General features: G+C 46.3%; 11 protein-coding genes and 3 tRNA genes. 11 read left to right on the top strand and 3 right to left on the bottom strand.

Annotated elements, in window-relative coordinates; translation table 11 throughout:
- The first annotated feature begins 1 nt into the window (after position 1).
- The 9 genes from serA (at position 2) to Psfp_RS04865 (ending at position 9,553) form a co-directional block, all read left to right on the top strand.
- Complete coding sequence (gene serA, locus Psfp_RS04905) at positions 2-1,582, top strand: phosphoglycerate dehydrogenase (RefSeq protein ID WP_134217437.1); 1,581 nt, start codon at positions 2-4, stop codon at positions 1,580-1,582.
- A 17-nt stretch (positions 1,583-1,599) separates the two neighbouring features.
- A complete protein-coding gene (locus tag Psfp_RS21505; RefSeq protein WP_134217436.1) occupies positions 1,600-1,779 on the top strand; it encodes a hypothetical protein in 180 nt (59 codons plus the stop codon).
- Between the two features lie 58 nt (positions 1,780-1,837).
- Positions 1,838-3,106, top strand: coding sequence for a serine--tRNA ligase (gene serS, locus Psfp_RS04895; RefSeq protein ID WP_134217435.1), 1,269 nt, complete (start codon positions 1,838-1,840; stop codon positions 3,104-3,106).
- Positions 3,107-3,224: 118 nt separating this feature from the next.
- Positions 3,225-3,314, top strand: a tRNA-Ser gene (locus Psfp_RS04890).
- A gap of 52 nt (positions 3,315-3,366) precedes the next feature.
- Positions 3,367-3,460 (top strand) — tRNA-Ser (locus Psfp_RS04885).
- Positions 3,461-4,029: 569 nt separating this feature from the next.
- Positions 4,030-5,844: an acyltransferase family protein gene (locus Psfp_RS04880; RefSeq protein WP_134217497.1), complete on the top strand. Its 1,815-nt coding sequence runs from the start codon at positions 4,030-4,032 to the stop codon at positions 5,842-5,844.
- Positions 5,845-6,001: 157 nt separating this feature from the next.
- Positions 6,002-6,712 carry a response regulator transcription factor gene (locus tag Psfp_RS04875; RefSeq protein WP_134217434.1) on the top strand — a complete coding sequence of 237 codons (711 nt, stop codon included), beginning with the start codon at positions 6,002-6,004 and terminating at the stop codon, positions 6,710-6,712.
- Complete coding sequence (locus Psfp_RS04870; protein WP_134217433.1) at positions 6,712-8,103, top strand: HAMP domain-containing sensor histidine kinase; 1,392 nt, start codon at positions 6,712-6,714, stop codon at positions 8,101-8,103. The genes Psfp_RS04875 and Psfp_RS04870 overlap by 1 nt, the downstream gene beginning before the upstream one ends.
- The gene (locus Psfp_RS04865; RefSeq protein ID WP_134217432.1) at positions 8,096-9,553 is read left to right on the top strand and encodes a hypothetical protein; all 1,458 of its coding nucleotides are present in this window, start codon (positions 8,096-8,098) and stop codon (positions 9,551-9,553) included. Before Psfp_RS04870 ends, Psfp_RS04865 begins: the two co-directional genes overlap by 8 nt.
- A gap of 10 nt (positions 9,554-9,563) precedes the next feature.
- Here the strand turns inward: Psfp_RS04865 and Psfp_RS04860 are convergent, their stop codons facing one another.
- Positions 9,564-10,466, bottom strand: a complete 903-nt coding sequence (locus Psfp_RS04860; protein ID WP_134217431.1) for a glycosyltransferase — start codon at positions 10,464-10,466, stop codon at positions 9,564-9,566.
- Positions 10,467-10,688: 222 nt separating this feature from the next.
- Here Psfp_RS04860 and Psfp_RS04855 point away from each other — a divergent pair.
- Positions 10,689-10,765 (top strand) — tRNA-Arg (locus tag Psfp_RS04855).
- A gap of 153 nt (positions 10,766-10,918) precedes the next feature.
- Here Psfp_RS04855 and Psfp_RS04850 read toward each other — a convergent pair.
- Both Psfp_RS04850 and Psfp_RS04845 read right to left on the bottom strand, forming a co-directional pair.
- A complete protein-coding gene (locus Psfp_RS04850) occupies positions 10,919-12,364 on the bottom strand; it encodes a site-specific integrase (RefSeq protein ID WP_192895272.1) in 1,446 nt (481 codons plus the stop codon).
- 80 nt (positions 12,365-12,444) lie between these two features.
- The gene (locus tag Psfp_RS04845; protein ID WP_134217429.1) at positions 12,445-13,263 is read right to left on the bottom strand and encodes a hypothetical protein; all 819 of its coding nucleotides are present in this window, start codon (positions 13,261-13,263) and stop codon (positions 12,445-12,447) included.
- Positions 13,264-13,365: 102 nt separating this feature from the next.
- On the opposite strand from Psfp_RS04845, the gene Psfp_RS04840 reads away from it, so the two are divergent.
- Positions 13,366-13,578, top strand: coding sequence for a helix-turn-helix transcriptional regulator (locus tag Psfp_RS04840; protein WP_134217428.1), 213 nt, complete (start codon positions 13,366-13,368; stop codon positions 13,576-13,578).

Below are 13,578 nucleotides of genomic sequence, written 5' to 3'. Positions count from 1 at the left end.
AATGAAGGTACTGGTGCTTGACGGGGTTGAAGAAGAAGGTTTAGCCGCGCTGAGAGCGGAATCCGATATTGAAGTGGATGTCCGCAACAAGCTCACCGAGGACGAACTGGTCGATATCATCGCAGATTATGACGGGATGATTGTCAGGAGCGCCACCAAGGTGACTGCCCGGGTTTTGGAGCAAGCTTCTAAACTTAAGGTGGTCGGCCGGGCCGGTGTAGGAGTGGACAATATTGATGTGGCGGCAGCCACCGACAAGGGTGTATTGGTGGTCAACGCCCCTGACGGCAACACCATTGCCGCGGCGGAGCATACCATAGCGATGATGATGTCTCTGGCGCGCAACATTCCCCAGGCCAGCAATACCCTTCGTTCCGGCAAGTGGGATAAAAAATCTTTCATGGGAGTTGAACTGCGGGATAAGGTGCTGGGCATAATCGGCCTGGGCCGGATCGGGGCAGCTGTGGCCAAGCGGGCCCAGGGTCTGGAAATGAAAGTTGTAGCCTATGATCCATATCTTACTGAAGAAAAGGCTCAAATGCTCGGCGCCCAGCTGCTGCCACTGGACGAAATCCTAAAGATGGCAGATTTCATAACCTGCCACATTCCCTTAACCAAAGATTCTAAATACATTTTAGGGGAAAAGGCCTTTAGCCTGATGAAGCCGGGTGTGCGTGTTATCAACTGTGCCAGGGGCGGCGTAGTTGATGAGGAGGCGCTTTATGAAGCCATGCAAACAGGGAAAGTGGCTGGCGCCGCGCTTGATGTGTTTGAGAAGGAACCAAATACCGATAGCCCGCTTTTTGCGTTCAACAACTTCATTGCTACGCCGCACCTGGGCGCTTCCACTTCGGAGGCCCAACTATGCGTGGCCTGTGATGTATCTCAAGAGCTAATTGCAGCGTTGCATGGGGAGTTTGTTAAAAATGCTGTAAATATCCCGTCCATGAGCCCCAAGGTGATGGCCACAGTCAAGCCCTACCTCAACCTGGCCGAGAAAATGGGGAAGTTTTGCGCCCAGTTGATTGACGGGCGCGTAAGCAAGGTTGAGGTAACCTACAGCGGTGACCTGGCCAACCAGGAAGTTGCCCCCATAACAACTACTTTAATAAAGGGCTTCCTGGACACGATCCTCCAGGTGAAGGTGAACTTTGTCAATGCTCCTATCCTGGCCAGAAACCGTGGCATTAACGTTGTCCAGCAGCAAGCCACGGGGGAAGGCGACTATGCCAACCTGATTACCGTTAAAGCTGTCTCTGACAGGGAAGAAATTTCAGTGGCCGGGACCAATTTTGGCAAGGTTGACCCCCGTATTGTCTCAGTTGACGGTTATCATGTTGATGCCATACCGGAAGGCCACATGCTCTATGTTCCCCACATCGATAAGCCGAGGATTATCGGTCCGGTGTGCAACTTGATTGGCGCTCACAATATAAATATTTCCGGAATGCAGGTTGGCCGGAAAATAATCGGCGGTAAAGCAGTGATGCTTCTAAATGTTGACGCGCCGGTTCCTGATGAAACAATGCCTGAAATCGCCAAAATCGACGGAGTGCTGAGTGTTAGAAACGTAAGTATCTAAAATTCCAGCAGTAATAATTGAGGCGCCCCCAAGAGGGCGCCTCAATTATTAAGTTAAGAGAGGGAACCGCTGTTGATTTGATCCCTGCCCTTGACAAGGGCACGGGTGAGACGGTCGAGGATGATTGCCAGGATTACGATACCGATGCCTCCCTCAAAGCCAAGACCCGTTCGTTTTACAAAAGACAACCGTTATAGTATAATATTGTGATATTGAATAGGCATATTTTGTTAATCTTCAATGGGGGTAATCCTAATGCTTGACATGAGATTTGTCCGCAATAACCCGCAAATTGTGCAGGAAGCACTGGTCAGGCGTGGCTCCGCGGTGACCCTTGATGAGTTTTTAAAACTTGATGAGCAACGCCGCGAGAAGCTTTTTATGGTTGAGCAAATGAAAAACCGGCGCAACACCGTCTCAGAGGAAATCGGGAAGCTAAAAAAAACGGGCCAAAACGCGCCGGATATGGTCCTGGAAATGCGGGAGCTTTCCAGAGAGATTAAAGAGAAGGATGAAGAGGTTAAAGCCTTGGAAGAAAGGCTGCAAAACATCCTTTTGGATATTCCCAATATGCCTCATGAGTCGGTTCCCACCGGGACCAGCGAGGCCGACAACCCGGTTATGCGTACCTGGGGAGAGCCCCGCAGTTATACATTTCAACCCAAGCCGCACTGGGATTTAGGCGAAGCTCTGGATATCATCGATTTCGAGCGGGGAAGCAAGGTCGCAGGCGCCCGGTTTGTCTTTTATAAGGGATTGGGAGCCAGGCTGGAGCGGGCAGTGTTCAACTTTATGCTGGACCTGCATACCACCGAACACCATTACGAAGAAATATTTCCGCCATTTATAGTCAACCGTGACAGTATGGTGGGAACGGGACAACTGCCCAAGTTTGCCGAGGATATGTTCAAAATCGAAGGCTCCGACTACTACCTCATACCAACCGCTGAGGTGCCGGTTACCAACCTGTACCGCAATGAGATCCTGGACGGGGAGAAGCTGCCCATCTTGCACTGCGCTTACAGCGCTTGTTTCCGGGCGGAGGCAGGGGCCGCCGGCCGTGATACCCGCGGGTTGATCCGCCTGCACCAGTTCAACAAGGTTGAATTGGTGAAGTTCTGCAGGCCGGAAGACTCCTACAACGAACTGGAAAAACTTACTCAAAACGCCGAGAAAGTTTTACAGCTCCTGGGCCTTCCTTACCGGGTTATATTGTTATGCACCGGAGATATGGGCTTCTCATCTGCGAAAACCTACGATATCGAGGTCTGGCTGCCCAGCTACCAGGCGTACAAGGAAATTTCCTCCTGCAGTAATTTTGAGGACTTCCAGGCCCGTCGTGCCGGCATCCGTTTCCGGAATGCCAAAGGCAAGGTTGAACTGGCGCATACTTTAAACGGCTCCGGACTGGCAGTCGGCCGTACGGTTGCAGCCATTTTGGAAAATTACCAGGAGGCAGACGGGACGGTTATCATTCCTGAGGCGCTACGGCCCTATATGGGCGGTATGGCCCGGATTGGCTGACTTTGAAGATTTCACCGGCACTAGAGACCGGCAGGGTTTATTGACACAGCATTTGTTCTATGTTAAACTTAATCTTGCCCTAAAATCATACGTAAAACGGAGTCCGTTGGGCTGCCGGGGAGGGGTGTCCGAGCGGTTGAAGGAGGCGGTCTTGAAAACCGTTGGATCTTCACGGGTCCCGTGGGTTCGAATCCCACCCCCTCCGCCAGACGCTTAAGTCCTGCCGGTTTAAAACGGCCGGAGTTGAATAGTATTTTTATGGAGAGTTGGCCGAGTAGGTTGAAGGCGCTCGCCTGCTAAGCGAGTATACGGGCATAACCTGTATCGAGGGTTCGAATCCCTCACTCTCCGCCAAGAAAAAAACACACCGCAAGGTGTGTTTTTTGTTGGTGGAGTAATCAGAAGGGACTTGAATGAAAATAGGAATTTCTATGCAAATTGTATTCAAGCACTTAGCAAAACTTAAAACCGGACACTAGCGTCTATATTCACCGAAATTTGTACTCATATTTTGATACGGTTGAATTACATAGAAAGGCCAGTAATACTGGGCTTCAGCCTGTCGACAAAGTCCAGTCGGCAGGCGTTTTTTTCTGGCAAAATAAAGAGGATACTCTCTTAACGCCGTACTCCAGCCTAATTATATTTCATATTTTAATACAGTTAATGATGAAGCAATGAACAATCATTTGAAATATATTTACCAAATATAACTTTTTCGTAAGAATTTTTAAGCATTTTGTAAAGTAATTACTCGAAAAAATTGGTATTGTGAAGAAAAAGGGCATACCTGGACTATCCAAAAGGCGTCGAAGGATTTTGAATTACTGTGGTACGGAGCGTGAAATCAACAGATGGAATGGAATGGAAAGCTTGGGTTTGCGGAGCATTATGAACAGGCTCCACTTCACTCAAGACGTTATATGCCAGGACTGGATGGGCTGCGGGCCTTGTCCGTAATGGCGGTGATTGCTTACCATCAAAACCTGACTTGGGCTCAGGGAGGGTTCCTGGGCGTATGCATCTTCTTTGTGCTGTCCGGTTATCTTATCACCGACATTTTAGTTGCCAAATGGAAGCCTTCAGCAGGCGTAAACCTGAAAGATTTCTGGTTGGGCCGGGCACGGCGCTTGTTACCCGCCCTGTTTGTAACGCTGGCAGGGGTTATTGTCTGGATTTCTTTATTCGATCCGATCCGACTGTCATCCCTATGGGATGATGTTCTGGCTGCAATGTTCTATTCAAGCAACTGGCTGCTAACCTTTCAAAAGGTTTCTTACTTTGCCAGCTTTGGATTGCCTTCGCCTTTAGGACACCTGTGGTCTTTAGCTGTGGAAGAACAGTTTTATCTGGTTTGGCCTTTGCTCTTGGGGCTGGGGTTACACTATATTCCACAGCGAGGCCGCTTAGCTGGGCTAATGCTAGCTCTGGTTATAACTTCAGCTGCCGCGATGGCAATTGTTTATACGCCCGGTTTGGATCCCAGCCGGGTCTACTATGGAACCGATACCCGTGCTTTTTCTTTGCTTATTGGCGCTGTACTTGCAATCATATGGCCTAGCCGAAAGCTGTCTGACGATCTGTCTCCCAGAGGTCGTATTGCGCTCGATGTCGTCGGAGGAGCAGCGCTTTTGGCTGTGTTGTGGATGATTTGGAAAAGCAATCAATATCAAACATTCTTATATTACGGCGGACTCTTGCTTTTTTCTGTCGCCTCGGCCGTTATAGTGGCAGTATTGGCCCATCCGGCCAGCCGGCTCGGCAGGATTTTTGGCATGAAACCCTTGCGGTCGCTGGGTGTCTGTTCATATGGAATCTATCTGTGGCACTACCCTGTCATCGTGTTGACAAGCCCGACCGTCAATACGGGGGGAGTGAATATTCAGCTTGCGCTTGGACAGACGGCCTTGAGCATTTCCCTGGCGGCGTTCTCCTGGTTCTTCATAGAGGACCCGATTCGCCGCGGCAAATGGAAAGAGTTTTTGCAGGGGTTGTTATACCATTTAAAGTGGTGGCAAAAGTCATTGGGAGTTCCTAGAAAGGTTACTTCAGCAGGCATCGTATTATTTTTTAGTATATTTATTCTTGCGGTAAGCGGATGTGCGATGATAAGCCAGGCGAAACAAACGGATATAAAATCGGAGATTATTAGTGAACCGGAACAAACAAAGCCCGAAGAAACAGAACCACGAGAAAGTGGGGAAAATGGAGCCGGGAAGAAATCCGTCGCCGGGGAAGAGACTTTGGGAGCAGATAAAAAAGATGTGTTTACAGGTAAAGGCGTCACTATTATTGGAGATTCGGTCATGATTGATATCGAACTCGAACTTAAGAAGCTTTTCCCGGACATTATCGTGGATGCGGAAATCGGCCGACAGATGTATCAGGCGCCGAAGGTAATAGGAAACCTGAAAGAACAGGGTCTTTTGGGGAAGACGGTTGTTATCGAGCTGGGGGCAAATGGAGCATTTACACAGGACCAGTTTATGGATATACTGAATTTGCTTGGACAGGAGAGGCGGATCGTGATAGTGAATACCCGTGTTCCGAAACCGTGGGAAAGTGTGGTCAATCAGATCTTAGCCCAGGCTGCGGCCGCCCATCCAGAAATAAAACTGGTGGATTGGCATTCGGCAAGCAGCGGCCATAACGACTATTTTTACCCGGATGGGGTTCACCTTAAACAGGCAGGAATTCAAGCTTATGCGGCGCTTGTTTCGGGCGCTTTCGCTCCATAAGCGATTTATAAGATTTACGAAGCCGGACAACCTGCTTACGAATCCCATATTGAGTTTCTAGAGTTAATGGCAGCTACTTTTCCCATAGAATAATTATATGTTTTCCAGCAGTATTTTAAATATTTAATTGCCCAGTTAAATAGAATGGAGAAATCCGATGCATGATCCAAAAATAAAAATTCTAGTTGTTGAAGATGAGGAATCGATCAGGCGTTTTATCACCCTTAACCTGAGCGCGGTCGGATATGAAGTGGGAGAAGCGGAGACTGGGGAGAAAGCCCTCACGATGCTGAGAAGCTTTATGCCCGACGTTACCGTACTGGATCTGATGCTTCCGGGGATCAGCGGTTTCGAAGTCTGTCAGCAGATTCGAGAAATGATGCCCGAAACATTGGTGATCATGCTGACGGCAAAGGGGCAGGACACAGATAAAATCCTTGGTCTTGAATTGGGTGCGGACGATTATTTGGTCAAACCGTTTAACCCCTTTGAGCTGATAGCGCGAATCAAGGCCATGCTAAGGCGCAGGACATACTTTAAGGTTAGTAAAAATGTTCTTCAATGTGGGGATTTATGTTTAGATGTTATTGCCAATAAATTTTTAAAAAAGGGTGTGAAAATTGAATTAACGCCGACAGAATTTGCATTACTGAAGATGTTTATGGAAAACCAGGGGAAGGCGCTTAAACGAAATGAAATATTGAATGCCGTCTGGGGAGAAGACTATTTTGGGGATACGAAAACTTTGGATGTACATATCAGAAGGCTGAGGGAAAAGCTTGAAAATAATCCGTCTGCGCCTGACTATATAAAAACGGTTTGGGGCTCCGGGTATCGATTGCAGGCGGAACCTGACAGGAGCACTTAATGAAAGGAATCAGAGTAAGGTTAACTGCCAATTTTATGATAGTTATTATTTTCACGGTTGCGATTCTGGAAATGCTGCTTATTTACATCGTTCGCCAGAACTATTACAGCAGTCTTGAAGGCAGTCTCAGCAATCAGATAAAAATTTGCACGGAGATGTATACAAAGTATTTTTCGGATACATCCCTTCAAGACAATGTGCTTTATAATGTGGATGCATTTTGGAACCAGAGTAATGCCGAAGTGCAGATTGTTGACAAGAACGGCAATATTGTAATGGATTCCCAGGGCAGCATTGCACAGGAAATGAAGGGTAACGATATTGAGGAAGCTTTAACCGGCAAAACGGGTGTATGGGTCGGCTATTTAAACGGGCAAAAAGTCATGGCAGTCGCCAATCCGCTCAAATCAGACAATCAAATCGTAGGCGCTTTACGGTTCATCGCCTCTTTGAGTGCCGTTGACCAGGATATTGTCAAAACGGAGGAAATCTTTATCTTAATCGGTCTGTTTGTAATCCTCATCGTGGGTTCGATCAGCGTTTTTTTAGCCAATACCATCACAGTACCCTTACAGGAAGTTACCACCGTGGCGCAAAGAATGGCGGCAGGCAACTTTCAAATAAAGAGCAGGAAAACGCGCGATGATGAAATCGGCAAGCTTTCTGATACATTGAATTACTTGGCTGATGAAATTGTGAAAAAGGAACAGCTCAAAAATGACTTTATATCATCCGTGTCTCATGAACTGCGTACGCCATTGACATCCATTAAGGGCTGGGCGATTACTTTACAAAGTGAAAGCTTTCAGCAGAAAGAGATGCTCAACGATGGCCTTAATATTATTTCCAAAGAGAGTGAACGGCTTACGCAGATGGTCGAAGAACTTCTGGATTTTTCCAAGTTTGTTTCCGGCCGCATCAAACTCAACGCTGAAGACGTGAACCTGGTGAATCTATTTGAACATTTGCGTAAACAATTGACCCCGCGGGCAGTGCGGGAAAATATTGATTTTACCGTTGATTATCCTGAAAACATGCCGAATATTTATTCGGATGCAAATCGTCTTAAACAGTTGTTTATTAATATTCTGGATAATGCCTTTAATTTTAATCATCCGGGAGGTTATGTCCATTTTAAAGCGGAAGTCCAAGAAGAAGGTTTTAAATTTACCATATCCGATAACGGCTGCGGGATAGCTGCAGATGAACTGCCCATGGTCAAAGAAAAGTTTTATAAAGGAAAAAGCTCACATTCCAAAAACGGGATCGGGCTTTCGATTTGCGAGGAGATTGTTAACCTGATGGGCGGAAAGCTGGAAATCAGCAGCGAGCTTAATAAAGGAACGGATGTGGTGATAACCTTGCCCAAAGGGGAGCGTCCGGATGCTTAATACGTATAAACTTTTACTGGCATTGTTTTCCCTTCTCTTGCTGGGCGGCTGCGCAAATCCTTCGTGGACGGCAGCAGGAAAGATTGTTCCGCCGGTCTATAAGGTTTGTCCATTGGAAGGGAAATGGACGGTGACTCAAAATTTGGCTCCCGAAGGATACGCCGGCGAGGCAAACCTTCCGGCAGAGGGTGGTACTGCCCAGTTTACCAGGGAACTTGCGGTATTAGGCGGTTATGTCTGGAACAAACCCTCCTATAAAATAAAGAAGGTGAATTCAACCGATTATTTGATGACCAGATATATTGCACTTAACAACTATCTTGTGTCTATGAATAAGGAAGTCGACGTCGTTACGCTATATGCAAATTTAAATTTCCTGGGCGAATTTATGAAAATCGATGATGCAACGGTTATAGCTTTTGTACAAAATAAAGCACTGCTGCTTCGGAAAATATCTGATCAGGCGGACAGCCCCCTGCCGGTTGCGGACACGAATATTCGTGATACAAACAATGAAAGCAATATAGGGACCTCCGGTATTTTTATAGGACTGAAAATACCATCGGATAATGGTTATACCTATGAAACCCTTTGGGTTGCTTCGGACGATAAAAAGCTCCGTCCGGTTCTGACCAGGAACAATATTTTTTTCCCGCGTAATAGCGGTTTCTGGGAGCTTCAGGTACGCAGCGATCTGAAGAATGGGACAGCGGAATTATTCGCGCGCGATACAGCGGTGAAGGATTCGGCAACGCAAAGAGTGTCAAGGGGAACCTCTTTAAAACAAGCGCAAAAAAGGAATACCGCAATAGCCATTGATTATATAGGAAATGATTATATTGCCATAGAAAATATTACCACCGGCATAAGTATTCTGCAGGTATTGCCGGTTGACAAATTGTCGTCTCAGATCGGTGTCAAGGTTTCAGATCTGTTGGGAGCCAGGGGCTTAACAGCTTATCGCAGCGCCAGGGAACAAGCGCTTCGGTCATTGCGTGATGAAGGTGTTACTTTGCTCAATGAAGTTGCGGACGAGGAGAATTTTGGGCTGACACGAAAAAACGGACACTGGTATCTTCAGGGAAGGATAAATTATCAAAGTAACGGCATGGCCGAAACGAGGGAATTTCCTATCAACATCATTCCGCCCGCCAATTTGATTCTTTACGATACGTTATATCTCAGCTGGCAGAATATTAAAGATAGGGTTCCGAACGCTTTGGATGCCTTTACTTCGCCGAATAAGGATATAGCTATTATTGAAACGAAAAACAAACTGTATATCTACGGAATAAGAGACGAAAAGTTAGACAGCTTACCCATGGGGGAAATTGAAATGAGGGAAGGCGAAACCGTTATTATGGCTGAGTGGGCAACAGGGTCTTATGTGGATATTTGGGAGAGGGCTTTTCTGTCCAATGATGCCCAAGTTGGGGAGAATGCACTATGATGCTCTCTTTTCAAAAAGGTATTTGAAACTCGGACATAAACCAGTCGTCGTCACGTTGGCGGCGTTTATAATAATCCTGGCGCTGATCTAAAACACCGCTTTTTAAAACATTTCTGATGATTCTTTCGGATTTTCCGTACGGTTTTACCAATGCTATGACCTTATCAACACGGTTGTTATTGAAGTGGGAATAGGCCATGCGTAAAAGGTTGTAGTGCACGTAATCAAAAGTTACCCGGTAAGGATGTTTTTGGCGGAAGAGGTGAAGGATTTTGACTGCGGGGTTGATGTAAAGCCCGTAACCAAAGAGCCACAGTTTCAGTGACAGCTCGACGTCCTCGTGACCCCAAACGATAAAGCCGCGGTCAAAACCGCCCACTTGTTGAAATACACTGGAATGCACGGCCAGACACCCGCCGGGCAGGAGGGGCGCCCTGGTTGTCTCCATCCGGGCAGGGACTGGAAGCCAGGCTGTTTCCAGACGGGCATTCCAGGTCTGGCCATATCCCACTGCGTCAGGGTTGGCTATAGAGCCTATAGCCGGGGAAACGGCGTCTACGCCCGGGCGGTTAAAGGTGTTAAGAAGGCTTGCCAGCCATCCTTCCTGAACGGTGATATGGGCGTCGCAAAAGACAAGGTATTCCCCTTTTGCTGCAGCAGCGCCATAATTCCTGGCCTGCGCCGCGCCAAGGCCGGGCAAGGAGATATATTGGATTTTGGCGTAACGGGAGTCTGCTTGCAGAAAACGGCAGCAATCGTCCTGGGACAAGTCGTCAACAACTATAATTTCGGTTTCGCTGGAAGGCAGGGCAGCCATTAACGAATCCACGGTCATTTTGACGTTGTCGCCTTCATTTTTACAGGGTATAATGATTGAGGCATCGGGCTTAAAACAGTGAGCCAGGGTTTGCATTTGCACACCTGCCGGGAGAGTTTTTAACAGTTTATTAAAAAGGCTTGAAAAAAGAGCTGAACCGGATTATTTTTAAATTGTTAAGTTTTGCCTACAGACGCCTGGCAGCGCTGGGGTTATAACCAACATGCCGGGAATAACATGCCAGGCAACAGCGACTTGACGAGCAATCCCGATTTTGTTACAATATAACTTGCCACCGCAAACGAGGTGGTCAATTATGCGCCTGTAGCTCAGCTGGATAGAGCGTCTGACTACGGATCAGAAGGTCGGGGGTTCGAATCTTCCCAGGCGCGCCAGTAAAAACAAGGCTTCCGGGGTTTCCTCCGGAAGCTTTTTTATACTCTTGGGGATAATTTGGGGATAGTCTTATAAAAACGGTATCCTAAGTAACCAAAAAGTAACCAATAAAACACTAAGGACAGGCGCTAAAACCTGTCCTGTTTTGTTTCTTAATTTACGTTGCCCTTCATGTTTTGGTAGACCTTCTCCAGCCGGTCTGCTGCTTCCTTATCGGCGCTCTTTAAGTAGTGGCCATAAATATTATAGGTTGTTCCTATATCGGCGTGACCCATGCGTCCGCTTATACTTTTGGCTGGCAGTCCCTGGTTAATCAACATTGTGGCCGCCGTATGACGAAGGCCGTGGAAAGGGAGCGGGGGGAGCTCGTGTCTTTTTAGAAATTTCGGGAACCATTTACTGATAGTATCCGGGTGCATGGGTTGTCCGTCCCAGGTTACAAATAACCTGCCCCCGCTTGATTTTTTGCTTTTCCACAAAGATATGAACTCTTTTAACTGCATATCGGATAAGGTGTTTAGGGCGGCTATCTCAGGAGCAGCTTTCTCTCCAAACTTGCAAAGCTCCTGAATAATCTCTTCGTTATTTATCCGGACAGCTATAGCCTGGAGATTATCTTCCCATTTTTCAATGATTCCGTCCTGGCTACGTAGGATTTTGAGAAGTTGTGCTGCAGACACATCTTTAGACGTGACAGAATCAAGCAATTCAGTAAAATTACTTAGTACTCCTGTCCCACGCCATAAATCTCCCACCTTTAATCGTTCTTCAGCCTGATTTACCTTGTACTGTTTTAGTAGAGTCATAATCGATGCAGGGAGTGCCATTAACCGTACTGAGCTTTCGTTTTTAGGGGCTTTTGTGAATGTACCCTTGTCGGGAAGGTATTGACTGGCTTGCCTTACTAGTAGCGTGCCCTTGTTGAAATCTATATCTTGCCATTCCAAGCCCATTAATTCACCACGCCGCAGGCCGGTAAATACTGCCAGGAGTATTATTACCTTGTACTTTAATCCTTCATTTTCAATCGCTTCCATCAAAGCAGCTGTTTGTTCTTCATCATAGCAGGCGGTCTGTTTCTTTGTGACCTTTGGCGGCTTTACCCTGCTGGCGGGATTTGAGGCGATAACTTGCCATTGAACGGCGTCTTGAAGGACACTTGAAATAATCCGGTGTGTGTAAGATATGGTTTTTTCAGAAAGACCACCTTGCTTGCCGTCAAGCCTTATGCCATCCTCTTGTAGGTTTGCGTAAAATTCTATTAAATGTGCAGGCTTAATCTGTTCAAGTTTTAGATGGCCAAAAGCAGGGAGGATAAATTTCCTGAGCATATCTTGGTAGCTTGATAATGTTTTTGGTGCTAAGTTAGATTCAGCATAATCTTTTATCCAGCGATCCACGAAATTAGAAAAGGTAAGCTTGCTGGATTCAAGAAACAGGCCTTTTTCGATCTCAAGCACGAATTCAGCCAACAACTTTTCTGCTTCCCGCCGCGCCTGGCAGCGTGCTATTCGGGTGCAATTCTTACATGATTTTTGTTCACAGGAAACCTTTACAGTAACGGTTTTCGTTTTCTTAATTTGTTGATCGCCCTTCATTCCGCAGCTGGCAATAAGCCGCCAGGTGTTGGCTCCCCGTTTTTCAATTGAGCCTTTGCCGGCCATGAGTTATACCTCCTTTATTTATGATAATTTCTTAATCTCTTTGAATTCTCTTTACATCTAAAAGAACAATATCTTTCGTTTGGTCTTTCTGCTATGAAGATTTTCCGGCAAGTTTTATGTTTACAGCGTTTATAATCCCTTAGGGATATTAGGTCCATCCAACGGATTAGGTAGCAGGTGTGAAGCAAAGAAGGGCTTTGCCAGTGGCTAGTCCACTGTTCTTTTGGCTCTGTTATATACCATGCAGTTGGATGACAATCCGAAATATATTTGTTAAGTAGGTCCTGAGCATCGCTTTTATCATCTGCATCCCCTTCGAGAAGAGTTATACAATTTTGGTACTCTTGGGCAGCCTTGATGAAAGCGTCCAACGGTTCCCTGTAGCGCTGGTGATGGGACCTACTCCGTCCATCCATAAAATCAGGGTTTATATAATGGTAAGAAAATGTTTTTACTACTGGGTTGTCTTTGTGAATCATTATAAACCTCTCATAAGGCCAAAATGACCAATACCTGTAATCTTTAACCTCCCATAACCCAAGTAATCCCCAACGATTAACAAAATCAAGAATATCATTCTGGTTGTTTAAATCGAGTCTTGCTAGGTTGATGTGCGGTAAGCAATTCCATTCCTCAGGGTAGTACGGCTGACTATTTCGGTTGTTTTTTTTAGGTGGTTGTGCTTCAAGGGGCTGATAGGGCTCCGGTTTAGTTCCTCCTTCAGCAACCAAATACACAATGCCATTATTTTCTTTTAACGTGTATTTTGAATGATACCATGATGTTGTTTGAAGGGGTAAGAACTCTTCTTCTTTTGGCGAATCTGGCCGCATAATATAGCCTCCAAACCTAATGTGACCTTTTTTATGTACTTATCAGTGGTACATAAAAAGTTTACCATGATAAGTAAGAAATTGCAATGGGAGGTTTAGAAAATGCGTCCAACAGCTTTAAAACTCGCACGGATAAAAGCGGGATTACGGCAGAATGAGGTATCCAGCGCTACAGGGATTGCTATAACGACACTTAGCCGTTTAGAAAATAGGAAGGCAAGACCATCATTGATGGTCCTACAAAAGCTATCGAAAGTGTTAAATACTCCCCTGGACCAACTAGCTCAGGATTACCCGATCAAGGAGGCTCAGTAA

This window comes from Pelotomaculum sp. FP, assembly GCF_004369245.1.
GTDB lineage: Bacteria > Bacillota > Desulfotomaculia > Desulfotomaculales > Pelotomaculaceae > Pelotomaculum_C > Pelotomaculum_C schinkii.
This window is presented reverse-complemented; position numbering and strand designations above follow the sequence as displayed.

Coding starts and splice junctions, on each gene's coding strand:
- serA (WP_134217437.1), top strand. CDS start 2: ATGAAGGTACTGGTGCTTGACGGGGTTGAAGAAGAAGGTTTAGCCGCG.
- serS (WP_134217435.1), top strand. CDS start 1,838: ATGCTTGACATGAGATTTGTCCGCAATAACCCGCAAATTGTGCAGGAA.
- Psfp_RS04880 (WP_134217497.1), top strand. CDS start 4,030: ATGCCAGGACTGGATGGGCTGCGGGCCTTGTCCGTAATGGCGGTGATT.
- Psfp_RS04875 (WP_134217434.1), top strand. CDS start 6,002: ATGCATGATCCAAAAATAAAAATTCTAGTTGTTGAAGATGAGGAATCG.
- Psfp_RS04870 (WP_134217433.1), top strand. CDS start 6,712: ATGAAAGGAATCAGAGTAAGGTTAACTGCCAATTTTATGATAGTTATT.
- Psfp_RS04865 (WP_134217432.1), top strand. CDS start 8,096: ATGCTTAATACGTATAAACTTTTACTGGCATTGTTTTCCCTTCTCTTG.
- Psfp_RS04860 (WP_134217431.1), bottom strand. CDS start 10,466: ATGCAAACCCTGGCTCACTGTTTTAAGCCCGATGCCTCAATCATTATA.
- Psfp_RS04850 (WP_192895272.1), bottom strand. CDS start 12,364: ATGAAGGGCGATCAACAAATTAAGAAAACGAAAACCGTTACTGTAAAG.
- Psfp_RS04845 (WP_134217429.1), bottom strand. CDS start 13,263: ATGCGGCCAGATTCGCCAAAAGAAGAAGAGTTCTTACCCCTTCAAACA.
- Psfp_RS04840 (WP_134217428.1), top strand. CDS start 13,366: ATGCGTCCAACAGCTTTAAAACTCGCACGGATAAAAGCGGGATTACGG.